At 47.7% G+C, this 17,979-nt stretch carries 18 protein-coding genes; all 18 read left to right on the forward strand.

The genetic code is table 11. The features are described 5' to 3' along the window. The first annotated feature begins 303 nt into the window (after nt 1-303). The 18 genes from JMF85_RS11855 to JMF85_RS11940 all read left to right on the forward strand — a co-directional run bounded on the left by JMF85_RS11855 (nt 304) and on the right by JMF85_RS11940 (nt 17,798). Nucleotides 304-1,722 (forward strand): Wadjet anti-phage system protein JetA family protein, encoded by a 1,419-nt coding sequence (locus JMF85_RS11855; protein WP_023554900.1) that lies wholly within the window; start codon nt 304-306, stop codon nt 1,720-1,722. Between the two features lie 6 nt (nt 1,723-1,728). Further along, nucleotides 1,729-2,337 carry a DUF4194 domain-containing protein gene (locus tag JMF85_RS11860; RefSeq protein ID WP_023554899.1) on the forward strand — a complete coding sequence of 203 codons (609 nt, stop codon included), beginning with the start codon at nt 1,729-1,731 and terminating at the stop codon, nt 2,335-2,337. After that, entirely contained in the window at nt 2,306-5,761 is a 3,456-nt protein-coding gene (locus JMF85_RS11865) for an ATP-binding protein (RefSeq protein WP_127608671.1), read from the forward strand. The genes JMF85_RS11860 and JMF85_RS11865 overlap by 32 nt, the downstream gene beginning before the upstream one ends. A gap of 24 nt (nt 5,762-5,785) precedes the next feature. Continuing rightward, complete coding sequence (locus JMF85_RS11870; RefSeq protein WP_083351195.1) at nt 5,786-7,060, forward strand: Wadjet anti-phage system protein JetD domain-containing protein; 1,275 nt, start codon at nt 5,786-5,788, stop codon at nt 7,058-7,060. A gap of 346 nt (nt 7,061-7,406) precedes the next feature. Next, nucleotides 7,407-7,643 carry a hypothetical protein gene (locus JMF85_RS11875; protein ID WP_023554896.1) on the forward strand — a complete coding sequence of 79 codons (237 nt, stop codon included), beginning with the start codon at nt 7,407-7,409 and terminating at the stop codon, nt 7,641-7,643. After that, on the forward strand, nt 7,627-7,893 hold the full coding sequence (locus tag JMF85_RS11880) for a type II toxin-antitoxin system RelE family toxin (RefSeq protein WP_201318248.1): 267 nt from the start codon (nt 7,627-7,629) through the stop codon (nt 7,891-7,893). Before JMF85_RS11875 ends, JMF85_RS11880 begins: the two co-directional genes overlap by 17 nt. A gap of 217 nt (nt 7,894-8,110) precedes the next feature. Further along, complete coding sequence (locus JMF85_RS28040) at nt 8,111-8,452, forward strand: hypothetical protein (protein ID WP_236595830.1); 342 nt, start codon at nt 8,111-8,113, stop codon at nt 8,450-8,452. A 170-nt stretch (nt 8,453-8,622) separates the two neighbouring features. Next, nucleotides 8,623-8,778, forward strand: a complete 156-nt coding sequence (locus JMF85_RS11890; protein WP_157462203.1) for a hypothetical protein — start codon at nt 8,623-8,625, stop codon at nt 8,776-8,778. A gap of 88 nt (nt 8,779-8,866) precedes the next feature. Then, nucleotides 8,867-10,000, forward strand: coding sequence for a DUF6155 family protein (locus JMF85_RS11895; RefSeq protein WP_201318249.1), 1,134 nt, complete (start codon nt 8,867-8,869; stop codon nt 9,998-10,000). Nucleotides 10,001-10,012: 12 nt separating this feature from the next. After that, nucleotides 10,013-10,651 carry a UPF0158 family protein gene (locus JMF85_RS11900; RefSeq protein ID WP_054799813.1) on the forward strand — a complete coding sequence of 213 codons (639 nt, stop codon included), beginning with the start codon at nt 10,013-10,015 and terminating at the stop codon, nt 10,649-10,651. Between the two features lie 28 nt (nt 10,652-10,679). Further along, nucleotides 10,680-10,976 (forward strand): nucleotide exchange factor GrpE, encoded by a 297-nt coding sequence (locus tag JMF85_RS11905; protein ID WP_201318250.1) that lies wholly within the window; start codon nt 10,680-10,682, stop codon nt 10,974-10,976. A 178-nt stretch (nt 10,977-11,154) separates the two neighbouring features. Continuing rightward, on the forward strand, nt 11,155-12,828 hold the full coding sequence (locus JMF85_RS11910; protein WP_236595833.1) for an SWIM zinc finger family protein: 1,674 nt from the start codon (nt 11,155-11,157) through the stop codon (nt 12,826-12,828). Nucleotides 12,829-12,975: 147 nt separating this feature from the next. Continuing rightward, complete coding sequence (locus tag JMF85_RS11915; RefSeq protein WP_015253841.1) at nt 12,976-13,155, forward strand: hypothetical protein; 180 nt, start codon at nt 12,976-12,978, stop codon at nt 13,153-13,155. Then, on the forward strand, nt 13,148-13,732 hold the full coding sequence (locus JMF85_RS11920; RefSeq protein ID WP_236595831.1) for an ATPase: 585 nt from the start codon (nt 13,148-13,150) through the stop codon (nt 13,730-13,732). Before JMF85_RS11915 ends, JMF85_RS11920 begins: the two co-directional genes overlap by 8 nt. 384 nt (nt 13,733-14,116) lie before the next feature. Then, nucleotides 14,117-15,073, forward strand: a complete 957-nt coding sequence (locus tag JMF85_RS11925) for a 3'-5' exoribonuclease YhaM family protein (RefSeq protein WP_201318252.1) — start codon at nt 14,117-14,119, stop codon at nt 15,071-15,073. 90 nt (nt 15,074-15,163) lie between these two features. Then, nucleotides 15,164-16,285, forward strand: a complete 1,122-nt coding sequence (locus tag JMF85_RS11930) for a Fic family protein (protein ID WP_201318253.1) — start codon at nt 15,164-15,166, stop codon at nt 16,283-16,285. 127 nt (nt 16,286-16,412) lie between these two features. Further along, the gene (locus JMF85_RS11935) at nt 16,413-16,790 is read left to right on the forward strand and encodes an HIRAN domain-containing protein (RefSeq protein ID WP_174350195.1); all 378 of its coding nucleotides are present in this window, start codon (nt 16,413-16,415) and stop codon (nt 16,788-16,790) included. Nucleotides 16,791-16,844: 54 nt separating this feature from the next. Next, nucleotides 16,845-17,798, forward strand: coding sequence for a helix-turn-helix transcriptional regulator (locus JMF85_RS11940; RefSeq protein ID WP_074730127.1), 954 nt, complete (start codon nt 16,845-16,847; stop codon nt 17,796-17,798). Nucleotides 17,799-17,979: the final 181 nt, after the last annotated feature.

Below are 17,979 nucleotides of genomic sequence, written 5' to 3' on the forward strand. Positions count from 1 at the left end.
TCAACACGTTGTGAACACGAACCGACGTCAGGAAGCAGCGCGTTTTGTGTGCAGCGGGCGGTTTGTGCGGTGAGGTGGGCCGAGCTATATGGAGCCTGAATCAGCCGGTCCGAGGGGGCCGGTTTTCTGCTTCTTCTGGAGTTAATACCGATACTTGAGAGCCTTGTACGGCAAGTATTCCGTATACCAATGGAGCTTGCCATTAAGATTGAAGGGAATAGCCGTATTCTACCATACTTCATATCTTCCAAATCTAGTATAATAAAGTATCGACATTTTTCTCCGAAAGGGTATGCGCACGGTATGATGAACTTGTTTGATGTAGTACCGGAAGGATTATTTCATCTTCTGACGGGTTCCAATCGGAAGATATATGCGGAAGCACTGCTGCTTTTATACGAGCATTCGCAAAGGGAGCGGTTCGGCATTCGCTATGAAGTCATGCGGGATCTGCTGCAGGAGCTGCTGGAGACTCAACAAGAAACGGGTATGGTCATTTCTGCCGATGAGGATGAGCCGGTTGGAGCTGGAAGAGAGGATCAGCTTACGTTAGAGGATGTCTCCAGAGCTCAGGCCAATGCATTGCTGCGACGGCTGGAACGGGCGAAGTGGATTGATGTGGAAACCCGCAGCCAGTTCGAAGCTTATATTGTACTTCCCCATTATGCCAGCCGGCTGATTGCGGTGTTTCAGGAATTATGCGAAGCACGGACGGTCGAATATCAACGGTTTGCTTTTGTAACTTATCAGCTTCTTACCGGCGAGGAGGCCAAAATGCGCCCTTGTTTCGCCGTAATGGAGGCGGCACAGGTAACAAGGCAATTTCGCCATGAATTGATTGGGTTATACAATAATATGAAGCATCACATGGAGACAGTTGTTCAAAAAACTTCGATTCGCGAAGTGCTGGACCATCATTTTGAAACCTATAAATCGCAAATTGTAGATAAAAGCTATCACCGGCTCAAAACGTCGGATCATGTGGCGCGCTATCGTTTTCAAATCCTTCATACGGTTCAGAAGTGGCTCCTAGATCGGGGTTTGCTGCAGGAAGCTGCAATGGACGGCGTCAAGAGCGAGCTGTATGAAACGGTTGAACAAGCGGAATATGCCGTCAAGGAAGCTTTATTCTTCATTGAAGAAACCTTTGTCGGGCTGGAAGAGATTTTCTATCAGATTGATGTGCGGCATAACCAGTATCTTCGTTCTTCCTACGACCGGGCCAGATATTTGAGTCAGCAGCATGAAGGATTGGACCGCCGGTTGACACGTCTGCTGGAGTTGCTCGGCCAGCAAAAGCAGGATGCGGAATACTCGCTGTTCGCGATTAATCAGGTTCGCGGATGGTCAGAGCAGTCACTCCTGCCGCCGCGCCGCCGAAGGATGGCTCATCAGCCGGAGACCCATGTTACGGTTCCGATTCCGGCACACGTGATGGAGGAGCTGCGACAGAGGAACGTAGAGAAAATGCGCAAGGCCATTACCCGTAAAAAAGTGGATGATTACGTCATGACCCGGCTTGGTGACCGAAAGCGCATGGAACTGATCGAGCTCGCTCCAAGTAGTGCCGAGGAATTTCTTATGCTGGGGTATGTTTATTTGTATGGCTCGGATGGTGGCTCGCGTTTCAGCTTGGACCGGCAAGGCAAGCGGCAGACGGTTAGTGTCGGAAGATATCGATTCCACAATCACGACATTGTCCGTAAAGAGCGGGGAGGATAACGATTCATGATGTTTCAAGATTTGAGCGACTCTGAACAATCGAAGGTCAAAGAAGTAATCCAGCGACTCATGGAGGTTAACCTTCTGATCAAAGACAAGGACCGGGAGTTGTATGCGACAATTCGTCGCTACCGTACCGCGTTGGAGGGCTATTATCGATTCCTTGGTTGGGAACTTGTCGTGGACGAGCGGCATGAATGCGTCTATCTGCATATTCCCGATGGCCGTCTTCGCCGTAGGCTTGACCGGGAACAGACACTATGGCTGCTGGTGCTGCGCTTACTATATGAGGAGAAGAGGCAAGGCCTATCGCTGGCGGATTATCCTATGATTACCCTTTATGAAATTCGCAGCAAGTACGAGACGTTCCGGCTGGAATGGGTAAACCGTACCGCATTGGACAGGCTGGTTAGATTGTGCGTACAGGCCCAATTGATTGAACCGCTGGATTCCGACATTCGTTCCGATGATGCCCGGTTCAAGCTGTTCCATACTTGGATCTATATGATTCAGACGGATGAGATGCAGTCGTTGCTTGATAAGCTAGAATTGTACCTGACGAACGCGGAGGGAGGATTGCTGGATGAAATGGATGAAGCGGCTGCGTCTGATTAACTGGCATTATTTCAAGGACGAGGAGCTGGAATTCGGAAAACAGACGTTGATCACTGGACAGAACGCCGCGGGAAAATCGACGATTATTGACGCGCTGCAGGTGCTTTTCGTTGCTGATCATCGAATGATCAAGTTCAATGCGGCTGCACACGATGACGCCAAACGCAGCTTTATCAATTATCTTAGGGGAAAAATCGGCAGCGACGAGCGCTCCTTTTTGAGGGACGGCGATTTTACGACTTATATTGCAGCTGAATTCCGGGACGAGGACCGTAAGGAATGGTTCGTTGTCGGGGTAGCGATTGATGTATACCGAGGAAGCACGACCGGGGAAGAAGAGTATTTCATTTTGTCAGATCGGCGGTTGGATGATTTGCAGTTTGTCAAATCCAACGGCCAGCTGCTCAATCGAGACGAATTCCGCAAGCGCTACGGTGGGGAAAGCGTCAGGGTCAGCGGGCTCTCCGGAAAAAAGGCTTTGTTTGAAAGGAACAAGACCAACTATCAGAAAGCCTTACTCGCCCGGATGGGACAGCTTCATGATCGGTTTTTCACAATATTCACCAAAGCGCTCTCGTTCAAGCCGATCCAGAATATCCGTGCTTTTGTCTACGATTATATACTCGACCGAAAAGAGCTGCAGTTGGATTTGATGCGGCAAAATTTCGAGATCCACGAACGGTATCGCCAGGAGCTGGAGCATCTTCAGGAGAAGAAGCTGCACCTGCAATCCATACGTGAGTGTTATGCCCAGTATGCCAAATACAAGGAGACTGCCATTGAGCAGGATTATGTGATCCGGCGCTTGAAAGCGGATTACGAGAGTGAGAATCTGGAGCAGACCGAACGGGACAATGTCCGGCTGGAAGAAGAGCTGCGACAGCTTGCGGATGATATTGACCTTGCCGCCCGGTTGCAGGCGGAAGCCCGGGACAAGCAGCAGGATGCTTACCAGCGCTGGCAGAACCATGCTGCGGAGAAGCGCAAGAAAGAGCTGCACGAGGACATTGCCCGGCTCACCGCTCAACAGAGCGAGGGAGAGAGGCTCTTGCTCACGTATCGGAGACAAATTGAACGGGAGCTTCAGCTATTGGCGAACTTGTACGATTGGCCGGACAATCCGTACTGGACATGGAAGCCTGGAGAGAGGGAGACGCTTCGCAGTTATCAGGAGAGCCTGGCGCGTCTTGACGCTGTGGCACGTTGCGGAATCATTGAAGTCCATGAGGAAGAAGAGTGGACACGGGATCTGGCTGAGATTGGAGAAGGTCTAACGGCGTGGCGTGACAGGATGCTCGTTCAACATAACCAGTTGCAGGAAAAGCTGGGTGAAACGGACGCTCGAATCGAAGAGTTAAGAACGATCATTCGTGATCTGGAGCAGCAGAAGCGCAGCTATGCCGAACCGGTGCGCCAGTTGAAGGGCATCTTGGAGGAACGGCTGCGGGGCCGCTCGGCGGTTTGGGTGTTTTGCGAGCACATGGAGCTCAAGGAAGAGCTTTGGCGTAATGCGGTGGAAGGGTATTTGAACACCCAGCGCTTCGATCTGTTGGTTGAACCGGAATGTTTCGCAGAGGCATTGTCTATTTATGAAAGGGAGAAGCGAACCTATCGGCTGGAAGGCGTCGGTCTCGTCGATACGGAGAAGGAGAAGCGGTATTTGGGAACGGCCGTAACCGGTTCCCTGGCACTCGAGCTGCAGGCGGAGCATCCCGTAATCCAGGCGCACGTCGAGCATTTGCTGGGCAAGGTGATGAAGGCTGCAAACGAGCAGGAACTGCGACACCATCGTACAGCGGTGACCCAATCATGCATGGTTTACAACAACCTGGTAGCCCGGCAGATGCGCAAGGAGCAATACGAGGTTCCGTTCATAGGCGCCAAAGCGATCGCCCGCCAGTTGGAAATCCGCCGCTCCGAGCTGGTGTCTGCCCAGGACGAACGGCGCATGCTGTATGCTTGGGGTGAACACCTTTCCGAATGGATCGGCAAATTGAAGGAAACGGGCTGTACCAAGCTTGCCGACCATCTTGGCCTGATGCGGCATATCCACGAATGCTCGGAAATGCTATTGCAGAAGACAGAGGAACTGAATGGTCTCGATTTCAGCGAAGCGGAGCGGCTGCAGGCGGAGTATGAGCAGTGGAAGAAGGATGAACAGAAGTGGCAACAAAAATGGGGATCCTTACTCCAAAAGCAAACGGAAACCGAATCGAAAAAGTCCGAAGCGGAAGGAAAGCTGCACTTGCTTCGGATTAAGGTGCAAGAGTACGAAGCCGCATGGCGGAATTGGATCAATGAGCACGGCAGCGAGCGGGAAGCGGGAGCGATGCAAAGATACGAAGAAGCATGCAATTCGTCCGCCTCCACTTGGCAGAAAATCCAAAATTGGGAAGGCAGCTGGAAGGGTCAGCAGACACTGCGCGACAGCCAGTTCAACAAGCTGCAATTAATGCGGCAAAAATATAATATCGATCAAAATTTTATCGCCGACATCCAGAAGGTCACGAACGAGGATTACGATCGGCTGCTTGAAACGATCGAACACCTGAATATTCCGGAATATCAGGATAAAGTTGCGGCGGCTTTGAAAGAATCGGAAGAGGAGTTCAAGTCCCACTTTATTTTTCGGTTAAGGGAAGCGATCGAGATGGCCCGTAGGGAGTTTCACGAGCTGAACTATGCGCTGAGGCATTTTCCTTTTTCCGACGACAAGTATCATTTTGAGGTTTCCCCTAGTGAACGTTACAAGCGCTTCTATGATGCCGTGATGGATCCCATGCTTTTGGAAAAGGGTTCATTGTTCGAATTACCGGACAATGATCGTACCGAGGTTCTGCATGAGTTGTTCGATCTTCTGGTCAAAGGTGAGGCCGGACAATTGGAGGAGTTCTCGGACTATCGGCAATACTTGGATTTCGATATTATCGTAACATCCGGCAACGGCAAATACCGCTTCTCGCAAGTGCTGAAGGAGAAATCGGGAGGCGAGACGCAGACACCGTTCTATATTGCGATATTGGCTTCCTTCCACCACTTATATTCCGGAAAAAGCACGCGGCTTGTCATTTTCGATGAAGCGTTCAATAAAATGGACGAGCAGCGGATTCAATCCAGTCTGCGGTTGATTAAGCAAATGGGTCTGCAGCTGATTGCCGCCGTTCCCGATGAGAAGATGCAGCATATGGCTCCTGAGGTGTCCACCACGCTGTTCGTCAGCAAGCATAACTACCAGTGTTATGTAGACATGATTGACAAATGGGACAACGGGGCGGAAGACGAGATGGCGAGAGCGGGAGCCGTGGAAATAGCGGAATATGAGGCTGAGGCGGCTGCCGCATCGAATTTATCGAACGTTGACAACGGGAAATCCCCCTCAGCCGATGATGCGGATGAAGGAAACGGTCAAGGCTTTTTATTCTAGATTTTATGGTAAGGGGTGATCTGCTTGGAGATTCATGAAACGCCATATAAATCCAAATTTGTCTCCCAGCTGCTAAACCTCCTGTTGGACAAATACGAGTTAAGCCAGTCTTTTGTAACCGGGCAGCCTTCCAAGCAAAGGCCGCAGCTATCTCTTAACAAAAGTCCATTCTGGCAAGATTATACAGACGAAATGGATTTCCGTAAACGAATTTGGATCAACGAAGCAGCTTCCGAGTTGGAGCGGCTCGGACTTGTTGAACTCAATTGGGCCCGGTTTCGCACCGGCGAGCAGTTGGAAAGAATCTATCTGCGATGGAGTGAGTTGAAGACGGCTTATCGCGTTGCGGGGCGGATGCCGAAGCGGGACAAGCTGGAACGCTTGCGGCACATCCTTACTCCCTTATCCCGCCATCCTTGGGAATGGGTCAGGGTGTGGTCTGAACAAGCCGATGTATCGCTAGCCGAAGGTAAAACTGCCCACCTGGAGGTGGACGATCCAGAGGGGTATAAGGATCTTGTTTGTGTATTGCTGGAGCTTCCTAGGCTCGAGCGAGCCGTTCCAATAAGATTACTTAGCCAGAGGCTGTTCAAGGACTCCAAGCACATGGAAAGAAACGTTCAACGAAGGTTGCTTTCGCTCGCCAAGCAGGCATCAGGAGAGGAGCGTGAAACCGAGGAAGAATGGCTTGATTTCCTCGGGGTGGCCAAAAATCCACAAATTGTGCTGGTAAGCGGGCCTCTTTCATTCCGTACTACCGACAGTCGTAAGGTTGATATTGGAGTGTTTGCCGGTGGGGTTGGCTTATCGGATAAAACGGTGGAAGAAATGTATCAAGTGCAAACAGTTGCCACTCGGATAGTAACAATTGAAAACTTGGCGACTTATCATCTGTGGCTCGAACACGCTTCCGAGCTCCGCGACACAGAGCTTGTTCTATATACCGGGGGATTTCCCCATCGGTCATTGCAATCCTTTTTGTGTAGACTGGCAGAGCATTTGGCCTCGGCATCGGAAAAGAACATTGAAGTGTATCATTGGGGTGATATTGATCTGGGAGGAATCCGGATTTTTGAATACCTGCGGAAGAAATTCTTTTCTAATCTGAGGCCCATGCTAATGGATGCGGAGACGCTTCTTCGTTACGAGTCCTCAGCGGCGTCAATCAGCGATGAATATGCCGGAAAGCTTGAGGAGGCTCTAAAGGATACCCGACTGACCCATTGGAGGCAGGTGCTGCAAACGATGCTTGATCGAAGGATACGCTTGGAACAGGAAAGTATTGTGGAATTGGATTAAAGAAGAAAACAATGGACATTAACTTTCTGACTTTTTGTTATGGAGGAAAACCAGACCACTCATCTTTGACGAGGGGTTCAGGTAACGTTCTTGTATTCACGAATCCGAGAACCTTAAGGCAGCGTAGCTGCCGGCCGCGACGCGGTTAGGTTCGCAGGGTTGTCTGCATGAATCTTCTCCCCCGAAATGCCTCGGGCAGACCAAGGGCCGTATGGCCCGAAGCGTGAATACGGTGTTAGCTGATGTTGCTGACTACCTTGAAATAGCCCGTACGATCTTTATGAAATTTCATTAAGTACGTGTTATAATAAAATTAATTTAGCTTTTCTAGATAGGGGTTGATCGAATGGCAGTTTCAAAAGATCATTTGAACAAATTAATTCAACAATTACCTGAAGAAGCCCTTCCAATCGCTGCTGATTTCTTGGAAAAATTAGTCACAAATAAAGAGTATCGTCATATCCCTTGGGATGATGAGCCAACTACTCAAGATGATATTGAAGCAATTAAAAAAGCTAAAGAATCCTTTAGACGTGGCGAGAGTATTAAACTTAAGGATGTTATCGATGACTTACTCAATTGAGTTCTATAAAGATGTTCTTAAGTATTTACAAAAATTAGATAGGACGAATCGTATTCGAATTACTCAACATCTACAAATTCTCTGTGAAGACCCTTATCATCCAGAGCTCGATATCAAAAGGATGCAAGGAACAATGGACGAATATCGATTACGAGTGGGTTCTTATCGAATTATTTATTCAGTTGAGAATGATAAGTTACTTATCCAAGTAATTAAAATTGGCTCTCGTGGTGATGTATATAAATCTTAACTTCTAGGTCTATTCTTACAGGGTAGGCCTTTTTACTTTTCTTCAGATCTTCAGCAATTTCAGCTAACGGCGCGGTTTGCGAAGTAAGGGTGGACGAGCTACATGGGCGATATGCCGGTCCGTGGGGACCGGTTTTCTGCTTCTACAGGATTCGGGGCGGTTTATGTTATACTGGTGATAAAAGAGCGGAAAAGCTTATGACATGGGGTGACATCGAATGGAAAAGGTCAATTCACCGGAAGAGTTGATGGAGAACATATCGAATATGAGCCGCGACAACTCCGTGTACCACTTTCATATTCCAGGAAAGGGAAAGTTCACTCTCGTCTTGCAAGAGGAAGAGCAGCGGTCCATTCAAGCTTGGCAAAGCCTTGAGCACATCGGAGTTACTGAAATCCTTATCTCCCGAGGACTTTCGATCATGAACCGCGTAGTTTTATGGTCTCCGGCAGTAAGCTCTCCCAGTTTCGCAGCGAGTGATTTTCTCCCGAGAAAACGTATGATTTCATATAATTATTCATTCTTGAAACAGAAGCTATACTCACCAATCCCATTATAGGCAAAGCTTATACTGAGGAAGACAGACCTATGCGGGACTGTCGCGTATCATTGTGAAGAGGTCTAGGATTTCTTTTGAACAGCAGGAGAATGAAGTTTAGAATGTTCCTGTTTTGTTTCCCGGAGAGAAATGAAAATGATTGCTCAGATTTATAATTGGGAGGAGAACAGTTGGCTATGCCCCTGCCAAATAAGTTGGACCGACAAATGTCTGAGGATGAATGCAGCATTGACGATATCCTTGAATCGGCTGGAGTTTTAACTCCGGAACAAGCTGCGCATTTGACTGATGAAATCAAAAGGATGCGCGAAGAAGAATGGGAATGAATCTAAATAGCCTACCCATTGTAATTCCAACCGGGATACAGTGGGATTGTTTATATACTCGGAATACTTAAAAGGAGAACAGACGATCATGGTTTATAGATGCAGAATCGAACTGAATGAGATTGCCCCGAAGATTTGGCGGGAGTTTCAATTTCATCCGGACGTGACGTTTCATCAGCTTCACAAAATCATCCAATCGGTCATGGGATGGGAAAATTACCATTTATACGAGTTTCATGTGAAAGAAAAGGTGATCGGTCTGCCCGATCCGACATTCGCAGATATGGAAGACCGAGAGGTATTGAATGCTCGAAGAGAAATCGTTCAGAAGCATGTTCACGAAGAAAACACCGTATTTACATACGTGTATGATTTTGGAGATGATTGGCAGCACACGGTTACGTTGATCAAAATCGACGCATCGACATCCGACCCGGCACCCTTGTGTCTAGATGGTGCCCGCGGCTGTCCGCAGGAAGATGTGGGAGGCGTGTGGGGGCATCAGCATATGCTGGAAGTACTGCTTACTCCCAATCATCCGGAGCGGGATCATTTTATAGGCTGGGTTCGAGAAGGATATGATCCCGAACATTTCTCCTGCGAAGAAGTGAATCAGGAGCTTGGGCGACAGAAGGACAAGCTGATCCCCAAGTCACTGGTTAAGCGGCCGGTAGGGAAAAAGCCTGTGAAGCTGACGAAGTCTGCTCTGAATAAGCATCTGAAGCAGCTAAATAGCGACCAGCTTATCGATTTGGTGAAGGCTTGTCATGGCGCCAGCAAAGATATGGAGAAGTTTCTTGCTGTAAGAATACTGGGCGATGAAGCAGTAGAGTCTCTCTTTCAAGAGTATTGCAAGAAGGTTGAGAAAGAGTTTTTCCCTGAGCGGGGATTTGGCAAGCTGAGACTCCAGGAAGCGAAACATGCGATCTCGGAATTCGAAAGATTGACTGGAAATGCCAGGTACGCCCTGGAATTGAAGCTGGTCTACGTTGAAAATGGAGTTGATTTCACCCTAAGCTACGGGGATATTGATGAACGCTTCTACTACAGCATGGTGTCCATGTATGCCGATATCATTGATCAAGTAAATAAAGATGAAACAGCCGAGTTGTTCGACGAATTCGAGGAGCGCCTTGAAGCCGTGGTTTCGAAAACAGAAGGGATCGGCTGGGGTTTTCATGACAATTTGGCTAATCTGCACGCTCAAATAAGATGGATTTAGGTGGGGAACTTAATGCGCGGCAGGAAGAAAAATAAGCGGACCGGTCAGAAAGCGGAATTCACGGGGCTGTTGGAGCAAGACGAGAATTTCTATTTTATCGCCGGATATACGGATGGCGGCTTCCCGTATGGAACCACGTGGGAGGAATATGAGGCGGAACAACGCGGCGAGTTGATCAAAGCGATAGTAGCTGAGGGAGAACCTATGAAAGAATTGAAATTGACCAAGCAGCAGTTTCAGGAGATTGTGGATGCATACGACATGTACGTAGAAGGAATAGAGTCCTTCCTGAATATCGAAACTGGAGATGTTGTCACGTTGCGAACGTTTGACCGGGATGAAGAGGACGAAGAATTAAGCGAGATCATTGAAGAAGGCTTTAATGAAATTTACTTTCGGATACCGAAACGGGAGTCGGATGAAGGATATACCGACATGGTTGATTTTGCGGAAACGGTTGAAGATAAAAAGCTGCAATCCACTTTGATGCACATATTAAGCGGCGGCAAGAGAATATTCCGAAGATTCAAGGATGCGTTATCTTCCGACAGTGAGCAGTTAGAGCGGTATTACCAGTTTGTTGAAGAGCAGAATCGCAAACGTGTTTCTGATTGGTTGGAATCCATTGAAGTGAAGTTGATTCTCGAGTAATCAAGAAATGTTTGGGCAGGGGATACCGGTGAAACGTTCTTCAAGACAGACGATGATTAAGCTGTATGCTCAAGCGGTCATTTCGGAACTTCAACAATTAGGTTATCCCAATGATCAAGCTAACGCAGTTTTTTTTCGACACTATCGAGACATGAAACGTTTATTTGGTCTTGAGCAGAATGTATGCGATTTTGCAAAGATGATGGATGAATTTGAACGTGCCATGCAGAAGAAGCATGACCCGAGTGATCCCAATTCAATTGCTGTTGGCCATCTAAACCACTTGGCTAAAACATACATCCTTAAGCATAAAAGCAACAAATGAGCAGGATTATTTTCCAAATGGCAACCGATATACGACCTGTGTCGCTGTCACCATTTCTAAAAGATGAATATGTCGACGCTGCGGCAGACCAACATATTCCCTTCTTTACCACGGTGCGATCTTATCAGGTGTTCATCGACTATTGGAATTCCAAAATGGAAAGAAGCATCCAAAGGGGGTGGTCCTCTTGAATTTATCCGATTTTTCCAGATACATAGATCCTGCAGTTGTACACAGAGGGAAGGAATACGCGTTCGAAGGACGGGTAATTTCCTTGAAGTCCATTGCCGATGAAAAGTACACTGCGGTTGTGCGCGGGTACGAGGATTATGAGGTTTATGTAAGGCTAGACAACGAGAACAACATAATGGAATCGGAATGCGATTGTCCGTACGATTTTGGACCGGTATGCAAGCATCAAGTCGCCGTATTCCTCGAGCTTAAGAATAGAGAAGCAGACGGGGTATCTTCACCGGAACCGTCTCTCCGGCAACTGTTGGAAGCAGAGAGCAAGGAGAAATTAATCGAATTGCTGCTCTCGATTGCATCGGATTCATATACCGCGGAAGAGCGCATCAGACTCCACTTGTCGAAAAGGGGCGCGGATCAGGAGTTGGACGCCTGCCGACGGTTGATTCGATCCTACATTGACACATATTCGGATGATCATGGTTTTGTGTCTTGGCGGAACGTAAGCCGCGCGGTGGAAGGTGCGGAGATCGTCGCTGAAAAGGCTCTCTCCGCCTTCGATGAAGAGGAATGGTTGCACGGGCTGGCGATTCTGTTTTGCATCATCGAAGAGATGATTGAATTATTGCAGTCCGCCGACGATTCGGACGGTGGAGTCGGGATCGTGATCGAAAGCTGTCTGGAATCGATCTTCAAGCTGGTTCAGGATCACCATCATATTCCGGCGGAAGAACGCTTGAAGATTTTCCGCCGGTTGTTGGAGGAGACACACCAGCCTTATTACGACGGGTGGTCGGATTGGCAGCTCGCGCTCCTCGAGGCGGCGGGCGCGCTGATCGAGTCGGAACAGATGCAACATCAATGGGATGATGCGGCGGATTCGCTCCTGGGTCATACGTCCGGAAGCAATTGGTCGCGGGAGTACACAGACGAGCGGGTAACTGTGCTCCGATATGGTCAAATTTTGGAACGTTCAGGTGAAGAACAGGCGAAAGCTTATTTGTATAAACATCTGCATTTCCCGGAAATTCGGGAGATTGCGATTCGAGCGGCGCTTGAGCAAGGCGATGCCGAGGAAGCGATCCGATTGGCGGAGGCCGGGGAAGCCCAAGATCAGAGGCTGCCGGGGCTCGTCTATCGCTGGAAGAAATATCGGTATGAGGCATACCATCGCACAGAACAAGTCGAACAGCAGCGGAAACTCGGGATGGAGCTGATTGTGAACGGAGAGTATGCGTATTATCGCTCTGTGAAGGATACATTTTCCGATGAGGGAGAATGGACTTTGTATTTGCAAGATATGTTAGATCAATTAGAGCAGAGCCCGAGGGGAGAGCATACGTATACCCAAATTCTGGTGGAAGAGGAGATGTACGCACGGCTTTTGGAACATGTCCGCAAGGCACCTTACCGAATTGAATCGTTCTATGAGCAATTGCTTCCGCATTACCCGGAGGAGGTGAAGGCGCTTTTCGTGGCATATATCGAATTCCGGGCGGATCAATCCAGAGACAGGCGAGATTACGCCGATGTTTGCCGGATCATTCGAATGCTTCAACAGGTTGGCGGACGGAAAGAAGCGTTCACCGTCACACAAAAATTGTTAACCAAATTTCCGCGAAGACCGGCTTTCCGGGAGGAGCTGGGGAAGATTCGTTTTTGAACTTTATGGGAATAAGAAGTAACGCGGTTTGAGCATAGCTTGATTTTTGTGAGTGGGTGGACAAACTGGTATGCGAGGCCTGTAATTTTGATCTGAAACGAGTATGTTATAATAATGGCAAGATTAAGTCGGGTTGGATGGTGACCTATGATGGACCGTATTCAAGATTTGCAAAAACTGATCAAACTTACGGGCGATCGCGCGAAACTGGATGCAAAAGCGAACGGAACTTATATTGTCTATCAAACGGAAAAAGGCCAGATTGTCAAAGAATATGCAAACGGTGTGATCGAGCCAATCGACAATCCTGGGGTTCATCATGAATGAGTACTCCACAGTGATGGTTGTATTCGCCGGCAATAACGGCAGCGGCAAAAGCACCATTCGCAATTTGATAGTGGACAGGCTTGGTATCAGTGTCAATATAGATCCCGACGCTTTAGCTCGCGGCATTGATTCTGACCATCCGGATCGCCGCAAAGTATCCGCAGGCAAAGAAGCGATTAAACTTGCGAGAGATTGTATCCATCATAAACGCGATTTTTCTGTAGAAACGACTTTGGCCGGCGGTAATGCGATACGACTGATACGGGAAGCCAAGGCGAACGGCTTTGAAGTGATGATGTTTTATGTGGGTCTAAATGATGTTCGGCTCAATATCGAACGTGTTGCCGTCAGAGTTCGAAACGGCGGACATCATATACCGACTGAAGACATCATTCGGAGACAAACCACATCCATGCAAAATCTGCTAACTCATATCCATCTCATTGATCATTTGATTGTGATTGATAATAGCGAAGTTTCCGGTAAAATCGTTATGCAAGCTGAACATAGTATTTTAAAATATCAGGCCGAATCTCTTCCAAAATGGGTGCATAAGATCAAGGATCAGTTACATTGATTATGGAGAATCATATGAAGTTTGAAATTAGCAAATCTATGGAAAACAAAATTAATAATTGGGATAAATGTGAACCCAAAGATGTAACGGGAGCAAAGTTTGCGTACATATTTATACCAACAAGTCTAGGATTGGTTATCAAGGTCCAGTGTGATGTTTGTAAAAGGGAATTACTACTAACCGAAGATGATTAAATCTTGAATTTTACATTTCTCCCAATGTGAATAAGGAATTCTACGCGACCGGATTAGATCTGGTCGTTTTTTTTGTGCAGAACATATATTCGCTGACAAAAAGTTGTCATGACTTAATTATAAAATAAAAATATACTAGATCACTGAGGCAGAGGCAGAGTTTTTGGAGTTGTAGATGGGGGTGAAAAGAATGACTTTGATTAAAGATCTGAGTACGAATGATGAATTCGTCGGCTTCTATTTGCTGAAAGAGCTGGAGCTGAAGCAGACCAACACATCGCCGGCAAAGGATTACTTCGATTTGGTGCTGTGTGATGCCAGCGGCCAGCTCCCTGCAAAGTATTGGGATGTGAAGGAAACAGAAAAAGACAGCTTTTCTCCGATGACGCTAGTCAAGGTTCAGGGAATCGTTCAATTGTATCGGGAAAAGCCGCAGGTTAAGATCACCCGGATTCGCAATGTAAGCAATGAAGACGGTGTGTCCCTAACCGATTTTATTCGGGCGGCTCCAATTGGATCTGCGGAATTATTAGAGGTCATATACAGAGTAATCGAGAGTATTTGGGACCCGGTCATTCGTGATATTGTAAGCTTTTGCGTCGATAAGGTGAGTGAGAAACTGGCTCATTATCCGGCAGCCAAAATGCACCATCATGCATACTTTGCAGGCTTGGCCTATCATATCGTTCGTATGCTGGAGATCGGCGAGTTCCTTTGCAAGCAGAGGGCATTTCTAAAAGAGGATATGATCAAAGCCGGGATTATCCTACACGATATTGCAAAGCCAGAGGAGATGATCGCTCAGCTTGGGGTCGTGACAGATTATAGCACTCAGGGAAAGTTGATCGGTCATATTGCAATGGCAGCTGGTTGGATCACAGAAGCTGCATTGCGGCTGGAACTTCCGCTTGATTCGGAACAAGTAATCGGATTGCAGCACCTTATTCTCTCTCACCATAACCTCGGAGAATGGGGGAGCCCGGTACAGCCGCAAACGGCAGAAGCGGTAGCATTGCACTATATTGACGCACTGGATGCCAAACTCCAGATGGCGGAGGACGCACTAAGCGCCACTTCGGACAAGGAGTTGTGGACACAGCCGGTCCGAGGGCTGGAGAATAAAGCGTTGTACAGGATGTCATTGTAGAAATTAAAATATACGAAGAAAATGCAATGAAAAAAATACTTTGCGGCAAAATAGCGGCAATGGTATAATGTTATTGAGGAAGGTGATGTTATGTTTACACCCAAATATTCAATTACGGACACCATAGCCCGCAGACTAATGGATATACAACGCGCCAGTGTTGTGGTGGATTTGCTTCCACTGCCCGCATCTATTCTGGATTTGCTTAAGAAAGAATCGATGGAAAAGACGGTCATTCTTTCAACGAAAATTGAAGGAAACACGCTTGACGAGGCGACGAAGCGAAAAGTCTTGTACCAAACCAGCAATGACAATGAAGAGCAGGAAGTTTATAACTTAATGAAAGCTTTGGAATACCTGGATGAAGCCGAAAAAAGACAGCTCCCGGTCACAGAGGAATTTATTAAAAAGCTGCATGCTATTATCCGAATATCACACGGACGAAGACCGCGTGTTAGCGAGTATCGCGAAGAACAGAATCAAGTAGGCAGCCGCAATGCCTCCGGTTTTTATTTGCCGCCGGAATGGAAAGATGTCCCGGTATTAATGGAGGATTTGGTTGCCTGGGTGAACTCGCCGGAAACCTATTCGGTTCCGGTTCCTATCAAGGCTGGCATATTCATGTGGCAGTTCCTAACGATTCATCCGTATTTGGACGGGAATGGCCGAACGGCCCGGATGATCACGACATATCTTTTACGACGCGGCGGATATGGCTTAAAGGGGTTATTTGTACTCGAGAATTTCTATGACCGCAACTTGGCTGAATATTATCGCCGACTCCAGTTGGGTCTCCATCACAATTATTATTTTGGGCGGAATGAAGCTGATTTGACGCCTTGGCTGGAATTCTTTATCGATGGTTTGGCGGAGGTTTTTCAAGAAGCCGCTGCCATCGTAACGGAGAAATCTGCTCAAATGACGAAAATCGAACCGGATCTAATTCGCAAGTTAGATCCCCAGCAAAGAATGGTGTTTGCTCAATTAACCTTTAAACAAGATACCCTAACGACAAGCGAAATGAGGGACCTGCTGCGTTTGTCGGACCGTTCAATAAGGGAAAAGGTAAGTCATTGGAGAGAAGAAGGATTCATTGAGCCGCGCGATCAAGACGCCAAAAGAGTTCGTTCGGTCAAATTATCCGCGGAATACGAGAAGTTGGCACAAGACATTCGGAATGCGCCGGATCAGTTTGCCCATTTTCTAAAATGAATGCAGCACTGCGATCTCAAGTTGAGATGCCGCAGTGCTTTTTTTGTGCGCAGAACATATATTCGCTGACAATCTATGGTCGTTGCGATCCGTCATAATGAAGGAAAGACATGCGGGAGTGAGTACAGTGGATCAACCGATCTATATCGCCGTCACAGGCACGCAGCATTACTACGGAGCAGCATTTCTAAAGCCGGGTCAGGTCGTTCACTTGATCAAAGACCCGGATAATCCGCATGACCATGAAGCGATAAAGGTGGATATGATCCCATTGGGCAAAATCGGTTATGTCGCCAACAGTCCGCATACCGTACCGAAAGGATGCCGCAGCGCCGGCCGGATTTATGATATGTTTGAGCATCATGTTTGCGGCATGGTGCGATTTGTCGTTAAGGATACGGCAATTGTTGAACTTACGCCGGGTCTAGAGGAAGTGTACATCATCAAAACGACAGAGAACGTTGCGTTTTCTCCTTATAGGCAGGAAGAACCAGGTAAAGCGTAGAATCCCAATGATGATAAGGATTTACATTCTATATGCCACGATAGGAGATATAGCATGACGGATAAAGTGATTCGGCTCTTTAAAATACTTCTCGCCATTCAATCCAATCCGGGGATTTCGGCCAAGGAGCTGGCGGACAAATGCGAGACAACGGATCGTACGATTTATAGGGACATGCGGATTTTGGACTTGATCGCACCGATTACAAACGAGGGTTACGGAAAAGGGTACCGTTTTGTCGGTAATTTCGCCATGTACCCGCTGAATTTCACGGAGCAGGAAGCGTTGGTGTTCTCTGTCCTGCCCTCCGTGTTGGACACCAGCAAATTGCCTCCAGGCTTTGAATCCGCCTACGACAAGGTGATGGCTACCCATGTGAAAGAAACCCGGAAGCGGTACGATACACTGGAAAATGTCGCAGACATGATCCAAATGGGCACCCCGGCTTATCGGGAGAACAGTGCCAACTTCTTGCTGCCCATCATGGAAGCGATTATCGCCAGTAAGACGATCAGGGCTGTTTACCATACCCAGAGCCGGAATGAATTGACGGAGCGCCAAATTGATCCGTACTATTTGGTCCCGCGGGATCAACGGTTTTACTTGATCGGCTATTGTCATTCCAAGCAGGACATTCGCACGTTTCGTATAAGCCGTTTCCGCCATGTAGAGTTGACAAGTAATCGATTCGACAAGGGTGATTTTAACATTGCTCAGTATATGAAGCATACCTGGTCGATTGAACGCGGGGATTCTTTAATCACTTTTAAGATTAAATTCCATCCGGATGTCGCCCGCTATGTGAAGGAAGAAGAATTGTTCGTGAGACCGAAGATGACCGATCTGCCGGACGGCAGCTTATTATTCGAGGTCACCGTCAACCACGAGCGGGAGTTTATGAATTGGGTGGTTCAGTACGGACCTTCAGCGGAGATTTTAGAGCCTGCATCTGTCCGGGAAAAGTTTAAGGAACAGCTACAGCGTTGGGGACAGTTGTATGGGCAGTAAGGTGCTGTTGTTGAAAGATAGACGAAAGGAAGGTATCCCTTTTGAAAATAGTAGGCACGTTTCTAGAACGTTTATATGATGCAATCCGTAGAGAGCCATTTCGCCGCAAAATTGTTATTGCTCCTTCCTACATCGAAGGACAGTCCTGGTTGATGCGAATATGCCGGGAATTAGGGCCGGT

It is taken from the genome of Paenibacillus sp. EPM92 (assembly GCF_016586185.1).
Lineage (GTDB): Bacteria > Bacillota > Bacilli > Paenibacillales > NBRC-103111 > Paenibacillus_G > Paenibacillus_G validus.

What these genes read in the sequence shown, in the direction of transcription:
- JMF85_RS11925 (WP_201318252.1), top strand. Translation starts at nt 14,117, where the DNA reads ATGACTTTGATTAAAGATCTGAGTACGAATGATGAATTCGTCGGCTTC.
- JMF85_RS11875 (WP_023554896.1), top strand. Translation starts at nt 7,407, where the DNA reads ATGGCAGTTTCAAAAGATCATTTGAACAAATTAATTCAACAATTACCT.
- JMF85_RS11915 (WP_015253841.1), top strand. Translation starts at nt 12,976, where the DNA reads ATGATGGACCGTATTCAAGATTTGCAAAAACTGATCAAACTTACGGGC.
- JMF85_RS11895 (WP_201318249.1), top strand. Translation starts at nt 8,867, where the DNA reads ATGGTTTATAGATGCAGAATCGAACTGAATGAGATTGCCCCGAAGATT.
- JMF85_RS28040 (WP_236595830.1), top strand. Translation starts at nt 8,111, where the DNA reads ATGGAAAAGGTCAATTCACCGGAAGAGTTGATGGAGAACATATCGAAT.
- JMF85_RS11880 (WP_201318248.1), top strand. Translation starts at nt 7,627, where the DNA reads ATGACTTACTCAATTGAGTTCTATAAAGATGTTCTTAAGTATTTACAA.
- JMF85_RS11920 (WP_236595831.1), top strand. Translation starts at nt 13,148, where the DNA reads ATGAATGAGTACTCCACAGTGATGGTTGTATTCGCCGGCAATAACGGC.
- JMF85_RS11855 (WP_023554900.1), top strand. Translation starts at nt 304, where the DNA reads ATGATGAACTTGTTTGATGTAGTACCGGAAGGATTATTTCATCTTCTG.
- JMF85_RS11940 (WP_074730127.1), top strand. Translation starts at nt 16,845, where the DNA reads ATGACGGATAAAGTGATTCGGCTCTTTAAAATACTTCTCGCCATTCAA.
- JMF85_RS11860 (WP_023554899.1), top strand. Translation starts at nt 1,729, where the DNA reads ATGATGTTTCAAGATTTGAGCGACTCTGAACAATCGAAGGTCAAAGAA.
- JMF85_RS11865 (WP_127608671.1), top strand. Translation starts at nt 2,306, where the DNA reads ATGAAATGGATGAAGCGGCTGCGTCTGATTAACTGGCATTATTTCAAG.
- JMF85_RS11930 (WP_201318253.1), top strand. Translation starts at nt 15,164, where the DNA reads ATGTTTACACCCAAATATTCAATTACGGACACCATAGCCCGCAGACTA.
- JMF85_RS11900 (WP_054799813.1), top strand. Translation starts at nt 10,013, where the DNA reads ATGCGCGGCAGGAAGAAAAATAAGCGGACCGGTCAGAAAGCGGAATTC.